The 22626-nt window shown below is 69.4% G+C and carries 22 protein-coding genes and 10 pseudogenes; 15 read left to right on the forward strand and 17 right to left on the reverse strand.

Annotated features, from left to right (window positions below; genetic code table 11):
• Positions 1-30: 30 nt before the first annotated feature.
• From AB0D57_RS33465 to AB0D57_RS33475, 3 genes and pseudogenes are all read left to right on the forward strand, one after another.
• Positions 31-911: pseudogene (locus AB0D57_RS33465) on the forward strand (helix-turn-helix transcriptional regulator).
• Positions 912-1109: 198 nt separating this feature from the next.
• Entirely contained in the window at positions 1110-1553 is a 444-nt protein-coding gene (locus AB0D57_RS33470; RefSeq protein WP_362081752.1) for an MFS transporter, read from the forward strand.
• A gap of 431 nt (positions 1554-1984) precedes the next feature.
• Positions 1985-2263: a hypothetical protein gene (locus tag AB0D57_RS33475; protein ID WP_362081856.1), complete on the forward strand. Its 279-nt coding sequence runs from the start codon at positions 1985-1987 to the stop codon at positions 2261-2263.
• Here AB0D57_RS33475 and AB0D57_RS33480 read toward each other — a convergent pair.
• The 9 genes from AB0D57_RS33480 to AB0D57_RS33520 form a co-directional block, all read right to left on the reverse strand.
• On the reverse strand, positions 2260-2760 hold the full coding sequence (locus tag AB0D57_RS33480) for a DUF6174 domain-containing protein (protein ID WP_362081755.1): 501 nt from the start codon (positions 2758-2760) through the stop codon (positions 2260-2262). The two genes, AB0D57_RS33475 and AB0D57_RS33480, sit on opposite strands and share 4 nt — an antisense overlap.
• A 143-nt stretch (positions 2761-2903) precedes the next feature.
• Positions 2904-3641: a DUF1775 domain-containing protein gene (locus AB0D57_RS33485; RefSeq protein ID WP_362081758.1), complete on the reverse strand. Its 738-nt coding sequence runs from the start codon at positions 3639-3641 to the stop codon at positions 2904-2906.
• Positions 3578-4294: a hypothetical protein gene (locus tag AB0D57_RS33490; RefSeq protein WP_362081761.1), complete on the reverse strand. Its 717-nt coding sequence runs from the start codon at positions 4292-4294 to the stop codon at positions 3578-3580. Before AB0D57_RS33490 ends, AB0D57_RS33485 begins: the two co-directional genes overlap by 64 nt.
• 156 nt (positions 4295-4450) lie before the next feature.
• On the reverse strand, positions 4451-4906 hold the full coding sequence (locus AB0D57_RS33495; RefSeq protein WP_362081764.1) for a DUF3093 domain-containing protein: 456 nt from the start codon (positions 4904-4906) through the stop codon (positions 4451-4453).
• A 42-nt stretch (positions 4907-4948) separates the two neighbouring features.
• The gene (locus AB0D57_RS33500; RefSeq protein ID WP_362081767.1) at positions 4949-5515 is read right to left on the reverse strand and encodes a carbonic anhydrase; all 567 of its coding nucleotides are present in this window, start codon (positions 5513-5515) and stop codon (positions 4949-4951) included.
• 17 nt (positions 5516-5532) lie between these two features.
• Positions 5533-6201, reverse strand: a complete 669-nt coding sequence (locus tag AB0D57_RS33505; protein ID WP_362081770.1) for a thioredoxin domain-containing protein — start codon at positions 6199-6201, stop codon at positions 5533-5535.
• Positions 6198-7793 carry a cytochrome c oxidase assembly protein gene (locus AB0D57_RS33510; RefSeq protein ID WP_362081841.1) on the reverse strand — a complete coding sequence of 532 codons (1596 nt, stop codon included), beginning with the start codon at positions 7791-7793 and terminating at the stop codon, positions 6198-6200. Before AB0D57_RS33510 ends, AB0D57_RS33505 begins: the two co-directional genes overlap by 4 nt.
• 293 nt (positions 7794-8086) lie before the next feature.
• Positions 8087-8827: a copper resistance CopC family protein gene (locus AB0D57_RS33515; protein WP_362081773.1), complete on the reverse strand. Its 741-nt coding sequence runs from the start codon at positions 8825-8827 to the stop codon at positions 8087-8089.
• A gap of 85 nt (positions 8828-8912) precedes the next feature.
• Positions 8913-9656 carry a hypothetical protein gene (locus AB0D57_RS33520; RefSeq protein ID WP_362081776.1) on the reverse strand — a complete coding sequence of 248 codons (744 nt, stop codon included), beginning with the start codon at positions 9654-9656 and terminating at the stop codon, positions 8913-8915.
• Between the two features lie 225 nt (positions 9657-9881).
• Here AB0D57_RS33520 and AB0D57_RS33525 point away from each other — a divergent pair, with 225 nt between their 5' ends.
• The 4 genes and pseudogenes from AB0D57_RS33525 (at position 9882) to AB0D57_RS33540 (ending at position 12087) form a co-directional block, all read left to right on the forward strand.
• Complete coding sequence (locus AB0D57_RS33525) at positions 9882-10901, forward strand: cation diffusion facilitator family transporter (RefSeq protein ID WP_362081779.1); 1020 nt, start codon at positions 9882-9884, stop codon at positions 10899-10901.
• Between the two features lie 18 nt (positions 10902-10919).
• Positions 10920-11083, forward strand: a pseudogene (locus tag AB0D57_RS33530) (transcriptional regulator); the annotation flags it as partial.
• Positions 11084-11088: 5 nt separating this feature from the next.
• Positions 11089-11631, forward strand: a pseudogene (locus tag AB0D57_RS33535) (cation transporter).
• 141 nt (positions 11632-11772) lie between these two features.
• Complete coding sequence (locus AB0D57_RS33540) at positions 11773-12087, forward strand: hypothetical protein (protein ID WP_362081782.1); 315 nt, start codon at positions 11773-11775, stop codon at positions 12085-12087.
• A gap of 48 nt (positions 12088-12135) precedes the next feature.
• Here AB0D57_RS33540 and AB0D57_RS33545 read toward each other — a convergent pair whose 3' ends face one another.
• On the reverse strand, positions 12136-12915 hold the full coding sequence (locus tag AB0D57_RS33545; RefSeq protein WP_362081785.1) for a CPBP family intramembrane glutamic endopeptidase: 780 nt from the start codon (positions 12913-12915) through the stop codon (positions 12136-12138).
• 143 nt (positions 12916-13058) lie between these two features.
• On the opposite strand from AB0D57_RS33545, the pseudogene AB0D57_RS33550 reads away from it, so the two are divergent.
• A pseudogene (locus AB0D57_RS33550) lies at positions 13059-13211 on the forward strand (DNA-directed RNA polymerase subunit alpha); the annotation flags it as partial.
• A 459-nt stretch (positions 13212-13670) separates the two neighbouring features.
• Here the strand turns inward: AB0D57_RS33550 and AB0D57_RS33555 are convergent.
• Positions 13671-14600: a LysR substrate-binding domain-containing protein gene (locus tag AB0D57_RS33555; protein ID WP_362081788.1), complete on the reverse strand. Its 930-nt coding sequence runs from the start codon at positions 14598-14600 to the stop codon at positions 13671-13673.
• 138 nt (positions 14601-14738) lie between these two features.
• Between AB0D57_RS33555 and AB0D57_RS33560 the strand changes: the two genes are divergently transcribed.
• The 3 genes and pseudogenes from AB0D57_RS33560 to AB0D57_RS33570 all read left to right on the forward strand — a co-directional run.
• Positions 14739-15749, forward strand: coding sequence for an aldo/keto reductase (locus AB0D57_RS33560; RefSeq protein ID WP_362081791.1), 1011 nt, complete (start codon positions 14739-14741; stop codon positions 15747-15749).
• Between the two features lie 51 nt (positions 15750-15800).
• On the forward strand, positions 15801-16220 hold the full coding sequence (locus tag AB0D57_RS33565) for an SRPBCC family protein (protein ID WP_362081795.1): 420 nt from the start codon (positions 15801-15803) through the stop codon (positions 16218-16220).
• 250 nt (positions 16221-16470) lie between these two features.
• Positions 16471-16764, forward strand: a pseudogene (locus AB0D57_RS33570) (IS6 family transposase); the annotation flags it as partial.
• A 43-nt stretch (positions 16765-16807) separates the two neighbouring features.
• Here AB0D57_RS33570 and AB0D57_RS33575 read toward each other — a convergent pair.
• Positions 16808-16993, reverse strand: a pseudogene (locus tag AB0D57_RS33575) (IS6 family transposase); the annotation flags it as partial.
• Positions 16994-17319: 326 nt separating this feature from the next.
• On the opposite strand from AB0D57_RS33575, the gene AB0D57_RS33580 reads away from it, so the two are divergent.
• Positions 17320-17661 carry a nuclear transport factor 2 family protein gene (locus AB0D57_RS33580; RefSeq protein ID WP_362081799.1) on the forward strand — a complete coding sequence of 114 codons (342 nt, stop codon included), beginning with the start codon at positions 17320-17322 and terminating at the stop codon, positions 17659-17661.
• Between the two features lie 405 nt (positions 17662-18066).
• Here the strand turns inward: AB0D57_RS33580 and AB0D57_RS33585 are convergent, their stop codons facing one another.
• Positions 18067-18801: a fumarylacetoacetate hydrolase family protein gene (locus tag AB0D57_RS33585; RefSeq protein ID WP_362081844.1), complete on the reverse strand. Its 735-nt coding sequence runs from the start codon at positions 18799-18801 to the stop codon at positions 18067-18069.
• 23 nt (positions 18802-18824) lie between these two features.
• Here AB0D57_RS33585 and AB0D57_RS33590 point away from each other — a divergent pair, with 23 nt between their 5' ends.
• Both AB0D57_RS33590 and AB0D57_RS33595 read left to right on the forward strand, forming a co-directional pair.
• Complete coding sequence (locus tag AB0D57_RS33590; RefSeq protein ID WP_362081847.1) at positions 18825-19112, forward strand: SDR family oxidoreductase; 288 nt, start codon at positions 18825-18827, stop codon at positions 19110-19112.
• 50 nt (positions 19113-19162) lie between these two features.
• Entirely contained in the window at positions 19163-20503 is a 1341-nt protein-coding gene (locus AB0D57_RS33595; RefSeq protein WP_362081802.1) for an MFS transporter, read from the forward strand.
• 64 nt (positions 20504-20567) lie between these two features.
• On the opposite strand, the pseudogene AB0D57_RS33600 reads toward AB0D57_RS33595, so the two are convergent.
• A pseudogene (locus tag AB0D57_RS33600) lies at positions 20568-20909 on the reverse strand (histidine phosphatase family protein); the annotation flags it as partial.
• A 19-nt stretch (positions 20910-20928) separates the two neighbouring features.
• Positions 20929-21157 (reverse strand): annotated as a pseudogene (locus AB0D57_RS33605) (6-phosphogluconate dehydrogenase); the annotation flags it as partial.
• A 24-nt stretch (positions 21158-21181) separates the two neighbouring features.
• On the opposite strand from AB0D57_RS33605, the gene AB0D57_RS33610 reads away from it, so the two are divergent.
• Entirely contained in the window at positions 21182-21505 is a 324-nt protein-coding gene (locus AB0D57_RS33610; RefSeq protein ID WP_362081850.1) for a hypothetical protein, read from the forward strand.
• Between the two features lie 5 nt (positions 21506-21510).
• Here the strand turns inward: AB0D57_RS33610 and AB0D57_RS33615 are convergent.
• Together AB0D57_RS33615 and AB0D57_RS33620 are read right to left on the reverse strand one after the other, a co-directional pair.
• Positions 21511-22372: pseudogene (locus AB0D57_RS33615) on the reverse strand (IS5 family transposase).
• A 19-nt stretch (positions 22373-22391) separates the two neighbouring features.
• Positions 22392-22589: pseudogene (locus AB0D57_RS33620) on the reverse strand (DUF664 domain-containing protein); the annotation flags it as partial.
• Positions 22590-22626: the final 37 nt, after the last annotated feature.

Here is a 22626-nt window from a genome sequence, read left to right on the forward strand (position 1 = left end):
AGGCCGGCGCGGCGTGCCTGACCTGGGGATATGGATAATCGGGAGGAAATCCGCGCGTTCCTGAAGTCGCGCCGTGACAAGATCACGCCCGAGCAGGCGGGGCTTCCCGTGTACGGCACCCGCCGGATGTCCGGACTGCGCCGCAAGCGAGGTCGCGGTCCTGGCCGGGGTGAGCGTGGAGTACTACACGCGCCTGGAGCGTGCCAACCTCGGCGGTGTCTCCGACAGCGTCCTGGATGCCCTCGCCCAGGCCCTGCGTCTGGACGACACCGAGCGCACGCACCTGTACGACCGGGCCCGGGCCGCGAACGCGACACCGGCCCGGGCGCGACGCCGCCCGGTGCCGTCGACGATCCGGCCCGGGGTGCAGCGCATCGTCAAGGGGATGCCGGGGCTGCCGGCGTTCGTGCAGAACAACCGCTTTGACGTCCTGCTCGCCAATCCGCTCGCCCGGGCGCTGTACTCGGAGATGTACGCCGCCCCCGTCTACGGGGCGAACACCGCCCGGTTCGTGTTCTTCAGCCCCGCGGCCAGGCGCTTCTACACCGACTGGGAACGCGTGGCGAAAGGCGCGGTGGGCGCGCTACGCGTCGAGGCAGGCAAGAACCTACGACCGTGAGCTGTCGAACCTGATCGGCGAGCTCTCCACCCGCAGCGACAGCTTCCGGATCATGTGGGGGGCCCATGACGTGCACGTCTTCCGCGAGGGAACGAAGCGGTTCAGGCATCCGATCGTCGGCGACCTGGAACTCGACCACGAGGCGATGGCCCTGCCGGGCGACACCGGGCAGTCCGTGGTCGTCTACAGCGCACCGGCCGGCACCGCGGCCGAGGACGGCCTGAAGCTCCTGGCGAGCTGGTCCGTCACCGCCGACGACGTGCGCACCGCGCCAGCGGACCTGGAGGACTGATCCGGCGCCTGCGCCAAGCCCTTTCCACTGCCGCAACATCAGCTATGCAGGGCCCTGGCCTGCTCGGATAGGGCTGGGGGTCCCTGCTGGTACCCCTCACGACACAGACTCCCATCTTCCGCGACGACCGGGTTGCATGGTGACCATTTCTGCGGGCTCCTCGGATCCCCCTCGTTGCGGAAAGGTCTGCGTCGCCGCATGTCCTCTGCCAAAGATCGAGCGGCCAAGCTGCCGTTCGTCGTGTTCCTGCTGGCGCTCGGAACCTTCCTGATGTGCACCACGGAGTTCCTCGTCGCCGGGCTACTGCCCGAGATGGCCTCCGACCTCGGGGTCAGCGTCTCCCAGGCCGGCCTGCTGATCACCGCGTTCGCGGTCGGCATGATCGTCGGCTCGCCCACACTGGCCGTCGCCACCCTCCGCCTGCCCCGCCGCTCCACCCTGGTCCTCGCACTGGCGGTCTTCGCCGCCGGCCACGTGATCGCCGCCCTCAGCACCTCCTTCACCGTCGCCGCACTTGAGGCCGAATGCGCACGACTGGTCGCACTCGGCGCGGTACGCGGGCGACTACTGCTTGCCGATGGCTTCAACGAGTCGTGCCTCGGGATGCAGGACATCGAGGGCAACGAGTTCTGTCTCGACTGAGTGGCCGCGAACTCGGCACCTTCGCAAGTCGACTGGTGCAGTTCGCCATCACGGGGGTCACCGTCCCGCGGCGTGCCAACGGTCCTGATCCGGAACCACCCTTCGGTGTCCAGGAGCAGCGACCGGTACGGGGTGGGCGCCGACCGCGCCAAGGACATCAGTGGTTCGTACGCCCCCACCGGCGCACGTATCCCTACCAGGACGACCCGAGCGGCTACTCCCGCAAGTGGGTGGGGGCCCCTACCTGGTCGCCCCCGAAGGGTGCGAGGACACCCCCGTCCTGGGCAGGAAGCGGGGCGTCAGCGTCCTGCGCCGCTGACGACCCGTCGCCGGGCCTCATTCCTGGTAGGTGGCGTCCGGATCACGCAGCGGACGCAGGCCCCCGGGCAGGTCGGGGAGTTGGAAGGAGTACCGGCCGAGCATGCCTGTGGATGATCCGGGCGACGGTCTCACCGGCCCTGGGTAACGCCGCCGTCGGCTTCCTCGCCGAACTGACCAGCGTCCGCACGGCGGTGGTCGCCGGCGGGCTGGTCTGCGTCGTCGCCACCCTCATGGTCGCGGCGCCTTCCCGGCCCTGCACCAGCAACGACGAACGCACCGCAGCCCTCGACACCTTCCTCCACGCCAACAACTACCATCGCTGCCACACCGCACTCGGAGGCCAGCCCCCGATCAGCCGCGTAAACAACCCTGCGGGTCAATACACCTAGCCGGCGGCAGGTTCGTATGCGCTGATGACGTACAGGGCCTCGTCGTCGATGGCGTTCTTCGCCCAGTCCAGCAAGATCCGCACCGGGTGCCCGTCGGCCGCGTACTCCGCCTCCGCCGTGTCCGCCTGGTCGCGCCGGGCCTGCTGCAGCTCTTCCAACAGCTCGCCAAGAGTGGGCACTTCACCGGGAATGTGCTCCACCACTCGCCGACCACTGTCGTCGAGATCGGCCGCCTTCACCACCTTGCCGTCCCGCACCGTCACCCGGAAGGTCCCGATCAAAGACCGTTCCCCTTCACTCGACGCCAGCGTGTACGCGTACGAGGCAGGCTCCTGCCAGGGGGGCTCGCTCTGCACGGCGGCGCTCTTCGCCCCGGTCCCCTTGGCAGAGTTCGAGGACGTCGACGCCTCGCCGCCACATGCGGCACTCGCGCACAGCAGTCCCCCGACCAGCGCGGCAGCGGAGACGAACCGGGCAGGGGAACGTACGACAGTCATGGCGGCCCCTTCGAAGACGGCTACACCTATGACGCCGGCCGGCCCGTCAACGTTCGGGCCGACCGGCATCGCTGCTGCCTTCGGCTCAACTCGACCCGCCTGTGGAGCGGAAGCAGCTCCGCCCCACAGACGCACAGCGATGGTCAGCTCTGCGACGCCGCGGCGCGCCGCTTCATCAGCCACCACGCACCACCACCGAGAACCACCAGCGCCACGACGATCCCACCGATGACCAGGCCCGTCGAGCTGCCCTCGTCCTCCTCCGCCGCCTTGGCGTCGGTGTCAGAGCCTGCGGCCGCGACGTCCGACTCGGTGGCCGACGGGGTCGGGCTCGGCGTCGCGCTCTCGGTCGGGCCGGGGGTGGGGCTGGCCGGGGCCGCCCCGGGCGCCGCCGCCTTCAATTCCAGTACCGGAGCCGGCTGTTCGGGCTCCTCACCCCCGGTGGGCAGCTCGATCCAGCGGGAGACCTCGCCGTCGCTGTAGGTCTCGATCGTCTTGAACGCGATCTCCTTCGCGTCCGGCAGCTGCCGGACCTCGATCTTGTGCTCGGCGTCGACCCCGGCCTTCAGGGCGGGGCCCCCAACGGCGTATCCGTCGTCGGTGGGCTTCAGCTTCCAGCCCTTGGGGGCCTCGTCGAGCGAGACGTCACCGGGAGCGATGCCCTCGGGCAGCACGACGCGCAGTTCGGTGAAGCCCGCGGAGTCGGACTCGGCCTCGGAGACGAAGCTGAGGGTGACGTTCTCGGCCAGGGCCTGCGGGGTGTCGGCCTCGACTTCGGCGTGCGCGGCGGCCGGTGCGGCCAGGGCGAGCGTGGCCGTCAGCGCGGCGGCACCGGCGAGAGCGACACGGCGACCCGCACGGGCCAATGGGTGCTTGGACATGGGCACAGGGGAACTCCATTGCTGGTACGGGAAGAGCCGGTCCCGCGGGTGCCGGGACCGGTGACGGACCGGAGGTGCTCCTGCCGCGGTGGTCCCCTGCGCACCACCGCGTGCTCCAGTACGTCGTCCCACGCTTGTGCCGCCGCCTCGAAGGAAGCACCCGGTCGCCGGTCGGGCAGCGCGAACACCACCCGACCGCTGTCGCAGACCGGTCGCGGCAGCACCTGGGCCAGGGCCCTCACAGCCGCCCTGGCGAGCATGCGCAGCAGCCCGAGCGCGGTCGTCATCCGTGCATCCGCCCGGTGCAGCAGCCAGGCCACGGCCAGCGCGGCGACCACGTGCACGGTCGTCATCGCGGCCCCGGCATGATGCCAGGCGTGACCGTCCCCAGCCACGGCCGTGCCGTGACCGGCGTGCATCGCGTGCCCCGGCACCACGGCCTGCCTGTCACCGTCCGCGTAGGACAGTGCGAGATGCAACACGCCCTGCATGGCCAGTGTGAACACGATCGTCGCGGCCGGCGCGTAGCGGCGGCGTGCCAGCGGCCAGACCGCCGCGAACTGGACCACGATCGACGCGCCCACCAGCCGCCAGGGCACCGTGCCTTCGGCGATCGCGTGATGGCCGAAGGTCGCGAGCACGGTGCCGAGCACGGCGAACAGGCCGGCCCGCGCACACGTTCCCGCGCGGCTGGCCCGGCCTGCTGGAGCACTCGTCTCCTGCCCAGTCACGTGATCACGCCGCACGGTCGCCCATCATCCCCTACGAGTCGGCGTCCGTCCTGGAAACAGGCGTACGACGCCGCTCGGTCACGCTCGCGCACCGATCGCCTCGGCGAGCCGGTCCGGCGTCCGCGTGGCGAAGTAGACGTAGGGGGTGGGATCGTCGGGGTCGAGGACCTCGACGACCACCGCGGTGGTGATGAAGCTGCGCACCACCATGAACGCCCGCAGATCGGCCTTGTACGTCCGCCAGGCCCGCGCCTCCTCGCCGTCGAGGACCTCCGGCTGCCCCAACGCGGTCAGCGGGATGCGGGCGTCCATCACGAACAGCGTGTCGCCGGTGCCGCGGATGCGCGCCGATCCCTGCGCACTGACGTACATACCGGCCAGGCAGGTGCCGATACTCAGGGTGACGAGCGCGGCGACGGTCCCGTACGGAAGGAAGATCAGGGCCGGCGAGAGGCCGAAGAGGACGGCGATGGCCCACCAGGCTCTGGGGGCGGTCAGGCGTTCGTCGTAGACGAGTCGACTGGTGGGGGTCACGGGCGTTCACCTTGTCGTATACGTCGGATGCGATGGGGCTGTTCACAGGGGCAGGAAGGTGCCGGCGCGGGGGTGGTGGGCCAGGGTCGCGCCGGTGTCGATCTCGTGGAACCAGGCGTGCAGGTGTAACGACCGGTCGGCCAGCCGGGGCACGACGCACGGGTAGTTGCTGAGCGCGTCGAACTGCTTGAGCACGTGCCAGTGCCCGGCGGCGGTGACGTCTCCGGTCAGCGGGGCCGGATCGTCGTCGGACTCCGTGATGCCGGAGGCCGTCAGGCCGTCGTGCATGGCCGCGGTGACGACATCGCAGTGCGAGTGGCCGCAGACGATGATGTCCGAGATCTTCAGCTCGTTGACCGCGTACTCGATCGTCCTGGATTCGCCGGTCGGCGTCTTCGCGTCGTAGGGCGGTATCACCCCTCCGTACGTGCGCAGTTCGAAGAGGTCTCCGGGCCGGGCGGCGGTGAGCAGGGCGGGCACGACGCGGGCGTCGGAGCACGAGATGAACATCGCCCGTGGCCGATGGTGTTGGGTGAGGCCGGCCAGGTGCAGCATGTGGGCTGCCGCGCGGGCGCGAAAGACACGCACCTGGTCGATCAGGTACTGCATGCTGCCTCCGCACTCGGTCAGTCGGACAGCCGGGCATCGATGAGCGCCTCGAACTCCTCGTACGAACCGGGGATGGCGATCTGTTCTCCGTCGAGGAAGAAGGTCGGGGTGCCCTGGACGCCCAGGCCGAGGCCGTCGCGCTGGTCGTCCTGGACGCGTCCGGCCACCTCCGGATCGGCGAGGTCGGCGTCGAACCGGTCCATGTCCAGGCCGAGTTCCTTCGCGTAGCCGCGGAAGACGGATTCCTTCCACTCCTGCGACTCGCCCCACTCCTTCTGGGTGGTGAAGAGCTTGGTGTACATCTCCTCGAACTTGCCCTGTCGGGCGGCGGCTTCGGCGGTGCGGGCGGCGAGTTCGCCGTTGCGGTGGCCGGGCATGGGGAAGTAGCGGGCGACGAAGGTGACGCGATCTCCGTACTCCTCGCGCAGCTGCTCCACCACCGGGTACATCGCCCCGCACGACTCGCACTCGAAGTCGAGGAACTCGACGATCGTGAGTTCGCTCTTCTTCGGCTCGGTGAGGCGGTGGCTGCTGTCGCGCACGGGCAGCGCCTCGACCGCGGGCTGCACATCCAGCCCGCCGGCATCGCGGTCGTCCGGGGAAAAAAGCAGGAAGGAGCCGAAGGCGGCGGCGAAACCGGCCACGAGCACGGCGGCGACGATCAGGTGCTTGTGCAGCTTCTTCATGATTCCTCGGTGGGAGTGGGTGTGGAGGGGCGGGCGGGTCGCCGGTCGCGGGCGTGCAGGCTCGCCAGGTAGGCGTTGTAGGCGGCCAGCGGGTCGTTGCCGTCGCCGCGGTCGATCTTCCGGTCCACGCGGCGGGCCTCACGTTGGTCCGAGCGGACCCACTGGATGGACAGGATGATCGTGGTGATCAGTACGGGGATGTCACCGGTGGCCCAGGCGATGGCCCCGGCGTCGTACTGGTCGTCCATCGGATACTCGACCCAGGGCCGGTCGAGCGCCGACCACCAGCCCTCGCCGATCAGCGCGGTCGAGCTCATCAGCGAGATGCTGAACCAGGAGTGGAACGGCATCGTCAGCATGAGGACGAACAGCCGACCCAGATGGGGCGGGCGGCGCGGTCCCGGGTCGATGCCGATGACGACCCAGAAGAACAGCAGCCCCACGGCCAGGAAGTGCACCAGCATGAGCATGTGGCCCAGATGGCTGCGCATCAGGGTCTCGAAGAGCGAGCTGTAGTAGACGGCGAAGGCGCTGCCGATGAACAGCACGCTCGCCACCACCGGATGCGAGATGACCTTGACGTACCGGCTGTGCAGCATTTTCATCAGCATCTCGCGCGGCCCGTCCGGCTCCCCCTTCGGGGCGGCGGGCAGGGCCCGCAGGGCGAGCGTGGCGGGGGCGCCCAGCACGAGCAGGATCGGCACCGTCATCGCGAGGATCATGTGCTGGCCCATGTGCACGCTGAACAGCACCTTGCCGTACACGTTGAGTCCGCTCATGGTGGCGAGCACGGTCACTGCCAGGCCCAGCAGCCACGAAATCGTCCGTCCGGCGGGCCACTTGTCGCCCCGGGCGCGCAACTTCCATACGCCCGCCAGATACAGCAGCGCGGCGGCCGCCGTGCCGAACGCGAACAGCGGGTCGAAGTGCCACTGGGTGAACAGCGGTGTCCACGGGAAGTCGCCGAGCGGCGGCGGCATGGCGAAGCCCAGCAGCTCCTCGGTGGGTGAGAGCGAGGCGTCACCGGCGCCGGGGGCGGGAGTGTGCGACAAGCCGACGGCGAGACCGATGGCCGCGGCCATGAGCAGGAGTTCACCGGCGGCCAGCCGTACGAACCCCCGCCGCCTGCCGTCCTTCAGGGAGGGCAGCGTGCGGCGGCGATGCCACCATCCGATGCCGCCCAGCGCGGCGAGCGCCGCCGCCTTGGCGAGCACCATCAGTCCGTACCGGCTGGTGAACACCTCACCCAGGGACGGGAATCGAACCGCGGCGTTCACGATGCCGCTGGCCGCGACCGCGACCAGCGCCCCCGCGGCGAGCGGGCTGAAGCGCCGGACGGCGTCCGCCGCCTGCTCTTCCCGGCGCGCGGCGACGATCAGGACGAAGACCAGCCCGCCGACCCACACCGCGACCCCGACCAGGTGCAGGGCGAGGCTGGTGACGGCGGCGTCGTGGTTGCCCGCCGCCGAGGAGTGCCCGGTGAATGCGGATGGGAGCATCCCGGCGACCGCGAGGACGAGTGCCAGACGGGCCCAGCGGGCCGTGCCGATGCCCACACAGAGGGTCGCGATCAGACCCGCGGCACCCGCCATCAGCGCGTACGAGCGCCCCTGGGCGTCCGTGGCGACGAAGTCCGCCACCACCGCGGGAGACGCGATCTCGCCGACCGGCTGGGCAAACAGATCCGAGAGCGTGAACACCAGCGCGGCGGCCGCCGCCACGGCCCACAACGCGGCAGCGGCGGCAGCCCAGTTGAGGTAGCGCAGCTGGGTCGGGCTGAGCTTCTTGCCGCCCGGCAACAGCACGACGACCAGCAACAGTGCACCCACGGTCGCCACAGCGGCCGCGTCCGCGAGGGTACGGGCAACCGGCAGGCCCCACGCGGTCAGCGCACCCGCATCCGGAATGCCGGGGATCTCGACCGCAGCCCCGCCACCGGCCCACACCGCGATCGCCGTGACGGCGACGGCCAGCCCGACCGATCCGGCCAGCACGAGCGGCAGCCGCGGCAGCCGCCTGGCCCTGAAGGTGGTCTCAGCGGCCATGACCAGCTCGCCTTCGTCGTACGGCGTACGCGCCCGCGGCCGCGACGACCAGCGCGCCGGCCCCCAAGAGGACGGGGACGGTCGCGCCGGAGGACTCCCCCTCGGTCTTGTCCGGCGCGGGCTTTTGGGCGGCGCGGGGGGCCGCCGCACCGGTCGACTCCTCGGCGCGGCGACGGACTGGGGCTGTTGGTCTCGGCGACGGTGAAGGTGTACGAGCCCGAGACGGGGTGGCCGTCGGCGGACACGACCCGGTAGCCCACCGTGTACTGGCCGGCGCGCGAGGTGGGTTCGAGCGCGAGGGTGACCGTCTTGCCGGAGACCCGGGGCTCGCCCGAGGCGGCCGACTTGCCGTCCGGTGCGGTGACCGCGAACTTGGCGTACTTCTGGGTCATCGCGTCGCTGAAGGTCAGTGTGACGCGCGGGGGCAGCCCGGCGAGTTTGGCGTTCGCGCCCGGGCTGCTGATGTCGAGCTCGGTGTGGGCCGCGGCCTGCGGGGTGGCGACGGCCAAGGCCGCCAGGGCGGCCGGAACAACAAGGGCGCGTGCCGTCGTGCGGACGGCACGCCGGTCGGTGACGTACATGACGCGGAACTCTCTGTGACCCCCGGCAGCCAGGCCACCGGGACGGGAGGGACCGGCCCGCCGGGCGGCCCTCGCGTCAGGCCCGTCAGGGCAGGCGGAGAGCGCCGATCGGCATCGGCCGGAGAAGGGCGAACGGACCGTGCCCGTGGCGCGGCGGCGCCCGACCCTCGTGCAGCCGCACCAGCAGGGCCGACATCAGCGGCGAGGTGCTCTTGGGGAAGGAAGTGCGCGGGCCGGTGCCGTGACGGCCGCCGAGCAGTGGCCACAGGAACAGCAGCAGACGCCGTACGACCAGCGGGAGGGACCTGCTCTGCCACAGCAGCCGCTCCGAAACGCCCAGCAGGCGCGCGACGAGCAGCAGGGTGACCAGGTGGCCGGCGAGCAGCACACCGGGCGGCGGCCCGGCTGCCGCGTCGTGCTCGATCAGCCCGCCCAGGCCGCCGATGGAACTGTCCTGCCCGGTCACCGTGGCGCAGGCTCCGGGCAGCGAATAGGCGACGTGGTAGGCGAGCTGCGCGAAGGCGAGCACGCCCAGCAGCTGGGTGTCCGTCAGCCGATGCCGCGTCAGCACGGCCGCGCCCGGCAGCGCGACGGCCGCCGTCGCGGCAACGATGATCCACCGGGGCGCGTGGCACTGCGAAAGCACGTGCCCGGCCAGCGGCAGCAGCACGCACAGCACCGCGAGCACCCCGGCCCGGAGCCCGCGCAGTGCGCCGGACGCCGGCGAGCCGGCTCCTGGCGAGCAGTGCGTACGCATCAGATCGTGGCCTTCAGGGAGCCCGTCGCGGGGAGCGGACGGGGCGGCTGGTGACGGGTGACGGAACCGCATGGTCCGTACGTCCTGGAAGCGTACCGACCACCCCGCCCGCTGGTTCACGACAGGGTGGAGCTCTGGGCGCTGCCGCTCGGGCGCATCCACCAGTCGGCAAATTTCCGCAGGTCAGAGGCTTGTTAACCGACATGACAACGGTCACCGATGCAGCCTTTGGCAACTCGCGTATGCGTGCGATTCACTGCGGGCAAGGCATCCGCTGCGACGGGGAAGGCGTACAACATGGGCGATCACACTCACGTGCACGGTCCAGGCCACGAGCACGGAGGAGGGCACGCCGGGCACTCCCACGGCGTCTCGGCGGACGCCGACCGGCGCTGGCTGGGCATCGCGCTCGGCCTGATCACCGTCTTCATGGCGGGTGAGGTCGCCGTCGGCATCATGGCCCAATCCCTCGCTCTGATCTCGGACGCGGCGCACATGCTGACCGACGCCGTGTCGATCGTGCTCGCGCTGATCGCCATGCGGCTGGCCGCACGCCCGGCCCGCGGCGGCTTCACGTACGGGCTCAAGCGCGCCGAGATCCTGTCCGCCCAGGCCAACGGCCTGACCCTGCTGCTGCTCGGCGCGTGGCTGGCGTACGAGGCCGTGCGCCGCCTGATCGATCCGCCCGAGGTGGAAGGCGGGCTGGTGTTCGGCACAGCCCTCGCCGGGATCGTGGTGAACATCGCGGCCGCCTGGTGCATCTCCAGGGCCAACCGCTCCTCGCTCAACGTCGAGGGCGCCTACCAGCACATCCTCAACGACCTGTTCGCCTTCATCGGCACCGCGGTGGCCGGTCTGATCGTGCTGCTCACCGGGTTCGCCCGCGCCGACGCCATCGCCACGCTCGTGGTGGTCGCCCTGATGGGGAAGGCCGGATACGGGCTGCTGCGCGAGTCGGGCCGGATCTTCCTCGAGGCCGCCCCCGCAGATGTCGACCCGGACGCACTGGGCGACAAGCTCGTCGCCCAGCCGGCCGTCGTCGAAGTGCACGACCTGCATGTCTGGCAGATCACCTCCGGCCAGTCCGCTCTGTCCGCGCACGTCCTGGTCGAGCCCGGCGGCGACTGCCACGCCGTCCGCCGCGCCCTGGAGGAACTCCTCCAGCACGACTACGGCATCACCCACACCACGCTCCAGGTCGACCACACGCCGGAACAGGTTCTGCAGGTCGCCCTGGCCGGCGAAGGAGCGGGCGGCGCCGCGCACTGCGAGGACCCGCACGGCCCCATCCACCGGGACGGGCCGCACAAGCACTGACCTTCGGGCCAGCACCGTCTGCGTGACTGCGGCATCGTCGTCGCCGTCCCGAAGGCCGTCGTGTGCGCTATGAACCGGCCGACGCCCACCTCGGCCACGTCCTGGACGATCTGCTCGGCGCGGCCCTCGCCGTCGAGGCCGACCGCACCTGCCCGGACGCCGAGGGGAAGGACGGCTGTTGACGGCGATGTCAATCTCCCTGAGCCCCGGGCCGGACCACCGCGCCCAACTGGCCCGCCGCATACGCTCCCTGGTCGCCGCCACCATCACCTACAACGTCATCGAGCGATCGTCGCGATCACCGTCGGCACCCTCGCCTCCTCGATCGCGCTGATCGGCTTCGGTCTGGACTCGGTCATCGAGGTCTCATCGGCAGCAGCCGTCGCCTGGCAGTTCTCCGCCGCCGACCACGCCGTACGCGAAGCCCGAACTCGGCTCCGCCTCCGCGGTCGCCGACTCCAAGCAGACCCTGCTGTGCACCTACCTGTCGGCCGTCCTCCTGGTCGGCCTGGTCGCCAACTCCCTGCCCGGCTGGACCTGAGCCGACCCCGTCGCCGCCCTCGTCATCGCCGCCGTCGCGGCCGAGGAAGGGCGCGAGGCCTGGCGCGGCGACAACTGCTGTGCGGTGCCCATCGGTGGAATCACTGCTGAAACCGAGGAGCATGACAGGTGCGGGTGCGGGCCGGGCTGCTCGTGCTGCACCCCGGCGAAGGGGACGAGCACCCAATGACCGGCTGGGCCTGGGCGGCCTGGCTCTGTACGGATTCTGGTTGCTGTCCGCCTTCGGCGTACGCACACTCATCCAGCGCCGGCGCACCGGCGACTCGGGGTTCCGCCCTTCACCCGCGTTCGCAACCTGATCTTCACAGCGATGGCCATCGCCGGCCTCGGCCTGGCCCTGATGGTGCCGAACGTCCTCGCACTCGCCTCGCTCGCCGCACTGATCATCGCCATCGAACTGCAGTTCCGCGTCGTCGAGGAGCCCTATCTCACGGCGGTGCACGGCCCCACCTGTCTCACCTACGCCGCCACAGCGGGCCTCTTCGTGTCCGGTGTCGGACGACTGACCACGGCTGGCCAATTCAGGAAGTGGCAGGAGCGGCGTCGCTCACTGCCGGGACCGGTCCCCAGTTTCGGGGCGCAGCTGAACCGCTCCGGGAGCGGTGGAGGCTCGGGCCTGTCCTGAGCTGTGTGGCGTCACCAGGCATGGAGGGGAATGAGGGAACCAGGCGCGCTACGGCTGAGGAGTATTCCAGTCCAGGCGCTCGCGACGGAGGTGCACCATGGCCATCCACCCCAGAGTGAAGGGCAAGCCGCCCAGGGCGAAAACACCGAGAGCGGCCGTCCCGGACACCTCGAAGACCGCGCCCTCGCTGTCGAAGAGCTGCGCGACGGTCTGAAAGGAGAGGTGAAACCCGACACCGGCCGCGATGTCGCCGGTGGCGACGCGAAAGACCCCCAGGACAAGTGCGAACGTGAAGAAGATGAAGAGCCGACTCACGGTGGGAGCCACGCCGACCAGGAACCCGAAGAGCGCGAAGAGGGCGGCCTGTCCGACGATCGCCTGCCAAGGCCGCAGCACGGTGGCGAGGTTGCGCTGCAGGTACCCACGAAAGACCAATTCCTCGGGCAACGCCTCGTAAAGGAACACCAGCACGACCAACAACACGGCAACCCCGGTGATCTCTGCGGCGGATGTCCGCGGAGCGATCTCGACCCAGCCCAGTCCCATGCAGAGCACGAATCCGACGGCGGCGGGGGCCGCCCAGCACGCCACACCCAGCAGCAGGTGCCGCCCAGCCACCCGCAGCGATGGCAGGCCCAGCTCGGCCCATGGGCGACGGTCCAACAGATGCCAGGCCAAGGCGACCATGGGAACGACGAGCACGGCGGTCAGTACGGCCCGGACAGCGTGAGTGGGGCGATCGTAGGTACGACTGATCGGGGCTCCGTAGAAGACGAACCACCACAGCCCGACAGCCGCGGCAAACACGGCCAACACGCGCCATGGCATGGACGGACGGGAGCGCGAGGGTATGGGTGCCACCTGATCATCCGCCACCTGATCCCCCTCAGACGGCACTGCACGCGATGCCCCCTCGGCGAGGCCGTCCCTCATGGTGCACCGACACGGCCTACCCGGTCCACGGTCCGTACGGTAAGACGCCGGTCGAGCTGTTCGGTCTGGCACGTGAGCTGAACATCGACGCCGAGGGCACCGACATGGGCTCGTCCCCGACGGACGCCGCCCTCGCTGCCGATCCGGTTCTGCCGATCGAGGAGCTCGAGCTCACCGTTCGGTCGTACAACTGGTCGGGTGGCCCGAGGGAGTCTCACCCTCGGGCCACCACAGAACGGAGCGTGACAGTCTCCCGTCACTGAGGGGCCTCGCGTTTTCCGGACAGATGTCTGACCGTCCATTTCACGCGGCGATTTGCAACTTCTCGTACTCGGTGTGGACTTCGCGTGGAGGACGGTAAGTGCCGAACTCAGTAAGCACCCGACCCACGCTCACCGCGCCATTTCCGATCCGCTCCTTTGGCCAAAGGCAGAGGTGGCACCGGAGTCACCGTCACCTGCGGTACGTCAGTGCTGCGCAATTCCGTGACACACGCTGCCAGGCAGCGTAATCGCGGGTAGTACGGGATGGGGTGCGGCATACCCTCGAGTGAGGCCGGGTCTTTCTCGGGGGTATGCGATCGGCATCCACGGCAGGGACGTATTTCCCCGCGGTCTGCACAGGCACCCGCCGTGCACAAGTCGCCGTCCTCACGTCGCAGAGGCGGACACCGGTTCCTCGCTCCTCGTCCGCTCGTGCGACAGCACCGTCTCGCGGAACGAGGAGACAACCGGACGCAGGTCGATGTGGTGCCAGACGGCCCACAGGTGAACGGACGCCTCGCGCCAGGGCAGTTCACGTACCACCACGGCGTCCGTCACACCTCGCACCATGCTCTTCTGTACCAGCGCCAGGCCAAGGCCGGAGGCGACAAGGCCCAGCGCTGTCAGGGGCTCCGGAGCGTCGAGCCGGATGTCGGGGGCAAAGCCTGAGGCAACACATGAAGCGACGAACGCGTCCCGCCATCCTGGATCGCCCTCCTCCTCGATGGCGATCCAGGGCTGGCGGTCCAGGTCCTGAGCCGTGACCGTGTCCTGAGCGGCCAGCGGATGGCCGGCCGGAAGGACGAGCAGCAAGGGGTCCTCCAGCAGGGGCGCTGCCCGCAGCACAGGATCGTCGCGGTCTGGTGGTTCCCGTACCAGGGCGATGTCAAGGCTGCGCTGGCGCAGCCCTTCGAACTGCTCCGAGGCGGACATGTTGTACAGAGCGACGTGAATACCGGGACGCTCCTCCTGCAGGCGGCGCAGCGCACCGGGAAGAACACCCGTGTGCATGGCGTCGGGCGCGTAGCCGATGCACAGGCCTCCCTCTTCCCCGCGGCCCAGTCGGCGGCCGAGGTTCTCCAGGCGGTCGGCATGGCGCAGGAGCGCTCTGGCCTCGCTCAAGAACACTGCGCCGTCACGGGTCAGGCGGATGCGCTGCTGGGTACGCTCGAACAGGGTGAGGCCGAGCTTCTTCTCGAGCTGGGCGATCTGCCGGCTGAGCGGGGACTGCGAGATGCGGAGCTGTTCGGCGGCGCGGCCGACGTGTTCGGTCTCGGCCACGGCGATGAAGTAGCGAAGTTGCCGCAGGTCAAGCATGTAAGACCTCAAAAGACTCAAGTGTGCCCAAGGAAGTCTTGGACAGTCTGATATCCCCATCCTAATGTCGAAGAGGAAAGAACGACGGACCGGCTGAAGGGCCGGAAATCCGGTTTCCCCTTTGGACAAGGACCTTCCATGACCATCACATCTCTCCTTCCTGACCGTATTGGTTTCGGGACTGCGCCCTTGGGCAACATGTTCCGCGCCATCCCGGATGAGGAGGCCACCGCGACGGTCCAGGCCGCGTGGGACCAGGGCATCCGCTACTTCGACACGGCCCCGTTCTACGGCGCGGGTCTGTCCGAGACACGTCTCGGGGCTGCTCTCGCCGGAAAGGACCGGGACCAGTACGTCCTGTCCACGAAGGTGGGCCGCGTGATCCTGGACGAGCTCGAGACGGGTTCTCGTGACCTTGGAGAAAAGGGCGGCCTGTTCGAGCACGGGAACCCCAACAAGATCGTGCACGAGTGGACGGCCGAGGCCACCGAGCGTTCGATCGAGGACAGCCTGAAGCGGCTGGGCGTGGACCGTCTGGACATCGTCTGGGTGCACGACGTCGCCCAGGACTTCCACGGCGACCTGTGGCTGCAGAAGTTCGAGGAGGCCCGCACCGGAGCCTTCCGCGTGCTGTCCCGCTTGCGCGACGAGGGCGTCATCAAGGCCTGGGGCCTCGGCGTCAACCGCACCGAGCCCATCGAGCTGACCCTTGCCCTGGACGAACCGCAGCCCGACGGGTTCCTCCTCGCGGGCCGCTACTCGCTGCTGGACCACGAACACGCTCTCCAGCGGCTGCTGCCCATGGCCGCCGAGCACGGTGTGGACATGGTCGTCGGCGGCCCCTACAGCTCCGGCATCCTGGCCGGCGGCACCCACTTCGAGTACCAGGACGCACCCCCGGAGATCATCGAAAAGGTCCGGCGCATCAAGGACATCGCCGGCCGGCACGGCGTGAGCATCAAGGCCGCCGCCCTGCAGTTCGCCCTCGCCCACCCGGTCACCGCCGCCGTCATCCCCGGCGCCACCAAGCCCAGCCGTATCGCCGAAGACCTCTCCGCCCTGCGCGAGAACGTCCCGGCCGACTTCTGGGCCGAACTCCGCAAGGCCGGCCTGGTCAGCCCCGAGGCGCCGCTCCCGGGCAACGCCTGAGTTCTTACGCGACCACCGTTCCCGAAGAACAAACGAGTTTGGAGAAAGATCATGGCATCGACATCGGTAAGCCGGGTTGTACCGGCCTCCCCCGAGCGCGTGTGGCAGCTGATCGGCGGCTTCGATTCCCTGCCCGACTGGCTCCCCTACATCCCCGAGAGCACTGCTCTGGAGGGCGGCCGCGTCCGTCGGCTCACCAACCCGGATGGAGAGGTCATCGTCGAGCGCCTAGTGGATTTCAACGAAACAGAGCGTCACTACAGCTACGCCATCCTCGAAGCGCCCTTCCCGGTCGTCGGCTACATTTCCACCCTGCGCGTGCATGAAGTGCCCGGCGACAAGCACGCCGCCGAGGTGCAGTGGTCCGGGCGGTTCACCCCCCAAGGAGCGAGCGAGGACGAAGTCGTCGCCCTGTTCACCGGGATCTATCGCGACGGCCTCGACGCCCTCCACAAAACACTGGCAGGGTAAGAAGCCGCCGTCCGCCGCTGGCGGACCAAGAGCCTGGTCACCGATTGCCATGAACGGCTGCGCGGGAGGGTCCGCGGAGCCGAGGGCCGGCCCACGGAACCGACCGCGGGGATCATCGACTCGCAGTCACTGCTGGCCGCCACCTCGGTCACGGCCGCCGCGCGAAGCTATGGCGGGGCAAAAAGGCGCTGTCCCGTTGGCTGGCAGGATGGGGCAATCCTCTGGTTGATCATGGTGGAGGGGATCGTCCGTGGGGAGCGGGTCGCCGTCGTACAGGGGGCACTGGTACCCGGTCGAAGTGATCTCCCACTGCGCGTGGTTGTACTTCCGGTTCCCGCTCAGCTTCCGCGAGGTTGAGGAGCTGATGCTGGAGCGCGGCGTGATCGTCTCATAGAAGGCGGTGCGGCGGTGGTGTCGGAAGTTCGGGCAGACCTACTCCGACGGACTGCGCCGCCGCCGGCCCCGGCCCGGGGACAAATGACACTTGGACGAGGTCGTCATCAAGGTCAACGGAGAGCTGAAGTATCTGTGGCGGGCTGTCGACCTATCAAGTGGCGGCAAGGGCGGAAGTGGGGCGAGATACCCCTGAACGCGGACAGGAACCGCCGGGCCGAGCCGACGCCGCCGCGGAAGCCCTTCATCGCGCGTTCACGCCACCCCGTCGGCTGGTGGCTGTTCTCCGCCCGGTTGTTCAGTCCCTCGCGCGAGCGGTGCTCGACGGAGGGCATGACCTCGCGATGGGCGGCGCTGCAGGAGCGGAGCTTGTCGGTGACGGCCATGTCATCCCGGAGTGCCGTTTGGTGCCCTGCACCTTCTTCCGGTGGTCGTCATCATCTCCAGCAGCCGCGGATGATTTCGGTGCTTGCACCCCTCCCCCAGCCGTAGCGGGGGCACGGGGCATCAAGGCCAGCCGGTATGGCCGCCGCCATCGTGGGGACGCCGGCCTCTCAACAGCCTTCCTGGCCAGTTCAGACACCAATGACGGTTGATCACATCCGCCACAGCCAGACATTGCACAGCGCCTGCAAGTATTGCAGTGGGATGCATTAAGCTTACGCAAGCATATCGTCAGGCGAACACGCGGAGCAGGAGCAGAATGATGACTCGTACACCCCAGGAGATCTTCGAGGACCACGGTCGCCGGCTCGGCACCGGCGACCTGGACCTCATCAGCGGCAACTACGCGCAGGACGCCGTCCTGATCACCCCGGACGGCATCCTGAGGGGTCGGGAGGGAGTCAAGCAGGGTATTGGCAGGCTCCTGGCTGATCTCCCCGACGCCGACTGGGCCCTGAAGCCGCAGTTCGCCGACGGCATCCTCTTCCTGGAGTGGTCGGCCACCGGTCCCACTGCCCGGGTGGAAGACGGCGTGGACACGTTTGTCTTCCAAGACGGGCTCATCCAGGCCCAAACTGTCCGGTACACGCTGGTCACTGCGTAGCCACCGCTGCGCCGCCAGGCGATCGGAGCCGGGCCGGGCCGCCATCGCCCGTATGCCGAATTCCCACGGCGGCAGCGCACCGGTCGGGCGCGTCACGTTCCTGAGTGTCCCGAGCCGGGGCTGCCAATCGTGACCGTGTCGCCATATCGGTGGGTGAAGCCCATGCCCGGTTCTCCCCGATCCTGTGACGGGGCGAAGAGCGTGCCGGTGAACAGCGCACACCCGTGGTGATGACTGCCGTGAGTCGCGGCGACCAACCCCTCAAAGCTCCGGCCAATCCTGGCGAGGCTGTTGCGGCCCTCCAGGAGGAAGCCGTCCGGCCCGTCAACGCGCAGGGTGATTTCCTCGCCGCGAAGATCGTCGAGGGCGAAGCCGGCGTGGAAGAGTCGGATGAAGCGAGGGGCATCAGCTTACGTCGACGACGACCCGGCCGAGCTCGCCGAGATCAGCGACCAGGCGATCGCCGGCACCGATCGGCGTCGGAGCGCACAGGGTGCCGCTCAGGATGATGTCCCCGGCCTCCAGTCGTGATCCGTTGCGCAGCAGGTGTCCAGCCAACCATGCGACCGCCTGGGCCAGATCTCCCATGACGGCGGCCGCGCTGCCCGGCACCGTCTGGGAGCCGGTCAGCAGCGTGGCCATGCTCTTCGACAGGTCCGCAGGGGGCTTGACCCGGGGCCCCAGCACAGCGCGCGCCGCGTCGGTGTTGTCGGCGACCGGCATCGGGAGCGTCCGTGCACCGCCGCGCCACCTGCTGTCGACAATTTCGAAGGCCGGGGCGACTGCGGCGGTGGCGCGGTAGACATCCTGGACGGTCACGACCGGGCCGGGCAGCGCCTCGCCCAGGATGAACGCGACCTCCACCTCCGCCTTCGGCTCGAACAGTCCGGCCGTGACAAGGGGCTGTCCGTCCTGGAGCAGCCGGCCGGCGAGCAGGTGGCAGGCGGCCGGCTTCCTGGCGCCGAAAGCATCCCGCGCGGACTGTGAGGTGAGGCCGATCTTGTAGCCGATGGCTCGATCACCGGCCGCGAGCGCCAGGTCCCGGGTGGCGTTCTCGACCGCGTAGGCCGTCTCGAGGTCATCGAGCTGATCGGCCGCCGCAGGGTCGGCCGCTGTGCCGCTCTTTCCCGCTTGCCGCAGTCGCTGGGCCGCTCGCCGGGTACCTGAAGACCCTCGCCACCGAGGTCGCCGCCCAGGGCGTGACGGTCAACTCCCTGCTGCCCGGCCGCATCGCCACCCCGCGAGCCCGGCAGATCGACGAGGCCGCCGCCCAGCACGCCGGCCGGTCACTGCACGAGGTCGAGGCCACGTCCAGGGCCACGATCCCGGCCGGGCGCTACGGCGACCCCGACGAGTTCGGCGCCGTCGCCGCGTTCCTGTGCAGCGCGCCGGCCGCATACGTCACAGGCACTGCCGTCCGGTGTGACGGCGGCCTGGTTCCGACCCTCTGACCCCGTCAGACGGTTCACCCGACTCCCAACGACGAGAGCGATGAACCCGCATGAGCCACCCTCACTTCACTGACGAAGCAACCGAACAACGCCACGAACTGCCCCTGGCCGTCACCCGCAGAGCGGCACTGGCCGGCCTGATCGGCAGCACGATCGAGTGGTACGACTTCTACATCTACGGACTCGCCGCAGCACTGGTCTTCGGCACGGAGTTCTTTCCCAGCTTCTCCCCCGCGGCGGGCCCCCTGGCCGCGTTCGGCACCTTCGCGGTGGGCTTCGTCGCCCGCCCGCTCGGCGGAGTCGTCTTCGGCCACTTCGGGGACCGCGTGGGGCGTAAGAAAGCGCTCATGCTCACGCTGTTCCTGATGGGCGCGGCCACCGTCCTGGTGGGCCTGCTGCCGGGCTACCAGACCCTCGGGATCTGGGCGCCGATCCTGCTGGTCACGCTGCGCTTCCTGCAGGGCTTCGCCGTCGGCGGCGAGTGGGGCGGCGCGGTGACCATGGTGGTCGAGTCGTCGCCGCGGCACCGGCGGGGCTTCTACGGGAGCCTGCCGCAAATGGGTGTTCCGCTGGGACTGGTGCTGTCCTCCACCCTGTTCGCGGCCGTCTCCGCCCTGCCCGACGACGACCTCCTCGCCTGGGGCTGGCGCATCCCGTTCCTGTTGAGCATCGCCTTGATCGCAGTGGGCCTGTTCCTGCGGTCACACATCACCGAGCCCCCGGCGTTCGTCCAGATCAAGGAAACAGGGCAAGCACGCAAGCTGCCGGCCAAGGAAGTCTTCCGCCGCCACGGCAAGGCCATCGCCCTGACCGTCGGCATGTACGTCTCGGCCAGCGTCCCGTTCTACATCGTCTCGGTCTTCGTGCTGTCGTACGGCTCATCCCACCTCGGCCTGTCACGGAACGTCCTCCTGACGGGGATCCTCATCTCAGCGGTCATCGAGGCAATGACCGTGCCGTACTTCGGCGCACTGTCCGACAGACTGGGACGACGCCCTGTCTTTCTGACCGCTGCCGCATTCACGCTCCTGCTCGCCTTCCCGTTCTTCTGGCTCCTGGCAACCGGGCAGACATCCCTCACCTGGCTGGCCATGCTGCTCGCGCTCGCAGTGGCCCACGCGGGCATGTACGGGCCGACCGCAGCCCTGTACGCGGAGCTGTTCGACGCGGACGTCCGGTACACCGGCACCTCGATCGGCTACCAGCTCGGGGGTGTGGTGGCTGGATGCGTGCCGCTCATAGCGGGTGCCCTGGTCGGCGCGGCCGGCGGCGCCGCCTGGCCGATCGCCTCGATCTGGGCGGCAGCCGCGCTGATCGGTCTGGTGTGCGCACTGGCAGCCCAGGAAACCCGGGGGCGCGATCTGCATACCGACCACGACACGGGCGACTGACCGGGCTTTGGTCCTGAGGCCGCTCTCCCAGGAGGGTGCCGCGGCCCTACACGATCGCGGCCTGCAGACCTCGCCGACGGGCCGTCAGAACCCGGAGGAAGTGGGCGTGGGCGACAAGGATCACGTCGCCCGTGGCGCTCGCGAGCGCCGCGTCCACCTTGGCCAGCACACGGTCGGCGCGCAGGCCCACCTCGTCCGGTGATTCGCCAAGGTGGCCATCGGGACCAGGCGGCACGCCGTCGGTCCACAGGGACCAGTCGGGGCGGGTGCGGTGGATCTCGCGGGTGGTGATGCCTTCGTACGCGCCGTAGTCCCACTCGTGCAGGTCTTGATCCGGTACGGCCTCCTCGGCGCCTGCGAGTTCGGCCGTGCGGACTGCTCGGTGTAGCGGGCTGGTGAGTGCTAGGCCCTGTCGCCAAATTCCCGTCGTCGGTCCAGCGGGAGTTGCCGCCGTCGACGATGTCGCCGGGCGAGAGCAGGTACTTGAGCTCGTCGATCGTCGGCTGGGTGGCGGCGCGCGCGGGGACCATCACCCAGACCACGCACGGGCCCATTGAGCTTGTCGACCAGTTCGGCGAGGCTGCCGACGTCGGCGAGGTCGGGGTTGCGGTCGTAGCCGATGGCGGTGTGGCCCGCGCGGTGGAGTCGGACCTGTTCGAACTGGCAGGCAGTCCGGGCATGGTGCTCGGATGCGCGGCTGGTGACGTGCTGCGGGTTGCCGATGACGGCCACTTCGAGATTGTTGAACACGGCGAGAACCTGTGCCTTCAGGCAGCTGGTCCGGGTCAGCTGAGTCCGGAGTCGTTCGCTGAGCTGAGAGAAGCGGTCAGCCATCTCGGAGACATGACCGAGGCGCCGCCAAACTTGCGCTTCATCGTCGTCACTGTCGCCCGCACGGTGGGCATACCCGCGATTGAGCGGGTCATGGATGCCTGGGCCGCGGGCGTCGATGAGGTGGAGTGGTGGTTCGGCAACGGAGACCATGCAGACGCTTCCGCCTGAGCAGCTCAGCGGGCGGACCAGATGAAGATGCCCGCGATGTGTAGTCCGGCCAGGTAGATGGTGGCGGTCTTCTCGTAGCGGGTGGCGATGCCGCGCCATTGCTTCAGGCGGTTGAAGCACCGCTCGACGGTGTTGCGCTGCTTGTATGCCTCGCGGTCGAAGGCTGGCGGTCTGCCGCCCTGACTGCCCCGCCGCAGCCGGTGGCCCCGCTGGTCCGCCGGGATTGGGATGACGGCCGGGATGCCACGTCGGCGTAGGTGGTCGCGGACAGCGCGGGATGAGTAGGCCTTGTCGGCTAGGACCAGGTCCGGTCTGGTGCGTGGCCGGGCACGCCGTCGGGGAACGCGCAGCCGCGCCATGACGTCGATGAAGGCTGGCGCGTCACCGGCCTGTCCGGCAGTGAGGACGAATGCGAGCGGTCGGCAATGGGCATCGGCAGCGAGGTGGATCTTTGTGGTCAGTCCGCCGCGGGACCGGCCGATGGCATGGTCACCTGGTTCGCCGGCCGGGGCCCCTTTTTGCGGGCCCCGGCCGCGTGCTGGTGGGCCCGCACGATCGTGGAGTCCACCGACACGGCCCACGCCAGGTCCTCGTCGGCGTCGGCCTGGGCCATCAACGTGATGAACACCCGCTCCCAGGAGCCGTCGACGGACCACATCCGCAACCGGTTGTAGACGCCGCGCCAGTTGCCGTACTTCTGTGGCAGGTGCACCCACTGCGGCCGGTCTGGAACTTGAAGGCGATCGCGTCGATCACCTCGCGGTGATCCCGCCAGCGGCCGCCGCGCTTCGGCGTCCGGTCCGGGAGTAACGGCTCGATCCGCGCCCACTGCGCATCTGTTAACGGCACACCCGGACCAACGACCAACTGATCCAAACGAAACTGCCTAGTAGTACCCCTTCGCCCCGTCGAGCAGCTCCCTCACGATGTCCGCGTGCCCCGCGTGCCGTCCGGTCTCCTCGACGAGATGGATGAGCATCCAGCGGAGGTTGGCGTTGCCGGAGCGGCAGTCGGGGTGGCGGCCGACGTCATCCAATGAGGCCGCGGCCACGATCTCGTTGCTTCGGGCGCACTGGGCCTCGTACTACGCACACGCGCGGCCGGCAGTGCGCCCCATCGCT

This window comes from Streptomyces sp. NPDC048275 (genome assembly GCF_040652275.1).
In the GTDB taxonomy this organism is placed as follows: domain Bacteria; phylum Actinomycetota; class Actinomycetes; order Streptomycetales; family Streptomycetaceae; genus Streptomyces.

What these genes read in the sequence shown, in the direction of transcription:
- AB0D57_RS33470 (WP_362081752.1), top strand. Translation starts at nt 1,110, where the DNA reads ATGTCCTCTGCCAAAGATCGAGCGGCCAAGCTGCCGTTCGTCGTGTTC.
- AB0D57_RS33475 (WP_362081856.1), top strand. Translation starts at nt 1,985, where the DNA reads ATGATCCGGGCGACGGTCTCACCGGCCCTGGGTAACGCCGCCGTCGGC.
- AB0D57_RS33480 (WP_362081755.1), bottom strand. Translation starts at nt 2,760, where the DNA reads ATGACTGTCGTACGTTCCCCTGCCCGGTTCGTCTCCGCTGCCGCGCTG.
- AB0D57_RS33485 (WP_362081758.1), bottom strand. Translation starts at nt 3,641, where the DNA reads ATGTCCAAGCACCCATTGGCCCGTGCGGGTCGCCGTGTCGCTCTCGCC.
- AB0D57_RS33500 (WP_362081767.1), bottom strand. Translation starts at nt 5,515, where the DNA reads ATGCAGTACCTGATCGACCAGGTGCGTGTCTTTCGCGCCCGCGCGGCA.
- AB0D57_RS33505 (WP_362081770.1), bottom strand. Translation starts at nt 6,201, where the DNA reads ATGAAGAAGCTGCACAAGCACCTGATCGTCGCCGCCGTGCTCGTGGCC.
- AB0D57_RS33510 (WP_362081841.1), bottom strand. Translation starts at nt 7,793, where the DNA reads ATGGCGGGTGCCGCGGGTCTGATCGCGACCCTCTGTGTGGGCATCGGC.
- AB0D57_RS33515 (WP_362081773.1), bottom strand. Translation starts at nt 8,827, where the DNA reads ATGTACGTCACCGACCGGCGTGCCGTCCGCACGACGGCACGCGCCCTT.
- AB0D57_RS33520 (WP_362081776.1), bottom strand. Translation starts at nt 9,656, where the DNA reads ATGCGGTTCCGTCACCCGTCACCAGCCGCCCCGTCCGCTCCCCGCGAC.
- AB0D57_RS33525 (WP_362081779.1), top strand. Translation starts at nt 9,882, where the DNA reads ATGGGCGATCACACTCACGTGCACGGTCCAGGCCACGAGCACGGAGGA.
- AB0D57_RS33540 (WP_362081782.1), top strand. Translation starts at nt 11,773, where the DNA reads ATGGCCATCGCCGGCCTCGGCCTGGCCCTGATGGTGCCGAACGTCCTC.
- AB0D57_RS33545 (WP_362081785.1), bottom strand. Translation starts at nt 12,915, where the DNA reads ATGCCATGGCGCGTGTTGGCCGTGTTTGCCGCGGCTGTCGGGCTGTGG.
- AB0D57_RS33555 (WP_362081788.1), bottom strand. Translation starts at nt 14,600, where the DNA reads ATGCTTGACCTGCGGCAACTTCGCTACTTCATCGCCGTGGCCGAGACC.
- AB0D57_RS33560 (WP_362081791.1), top strand. Translation starts at nt 14,739, where the DNA reads ATGACCATCACATCTCTCCTTCCTGACCGTATTGGTTTCGGGACTGCG.
- AB0D57_RS33565 (WP_362081795.1), top strand. Translation starts at nt 15,801, where the DNA reads ATGGCATCGACATCGGTAAGCCGGGTTGTACCGGCCTCCCCCGAGCGC.
- AB0D57_RS33580 (WP_362081799.1), top strand. Translation starts at nt 17,320, where the DNA reads ATGACTCGTACACCCCAGGAGATCTTCGAGGACCACGGTCGCCGGCTC.
- AB0D57_RS33595 (WP_362081802.1), top strand. Translation starts at nt 19,163, where the DNA reads ATGAGCCACCCTCACTTCACTGACGAAGCAACCGAACAACGCCACGAA.
- AB0D57_RS33610 (WP_362081850.1), top strand. Translation starts at nt 21,182, where the DNA reads ATGGTGCTCGGATGCGCGGCTGGTGACGTGCTGCGGGTTGCCGATGAC.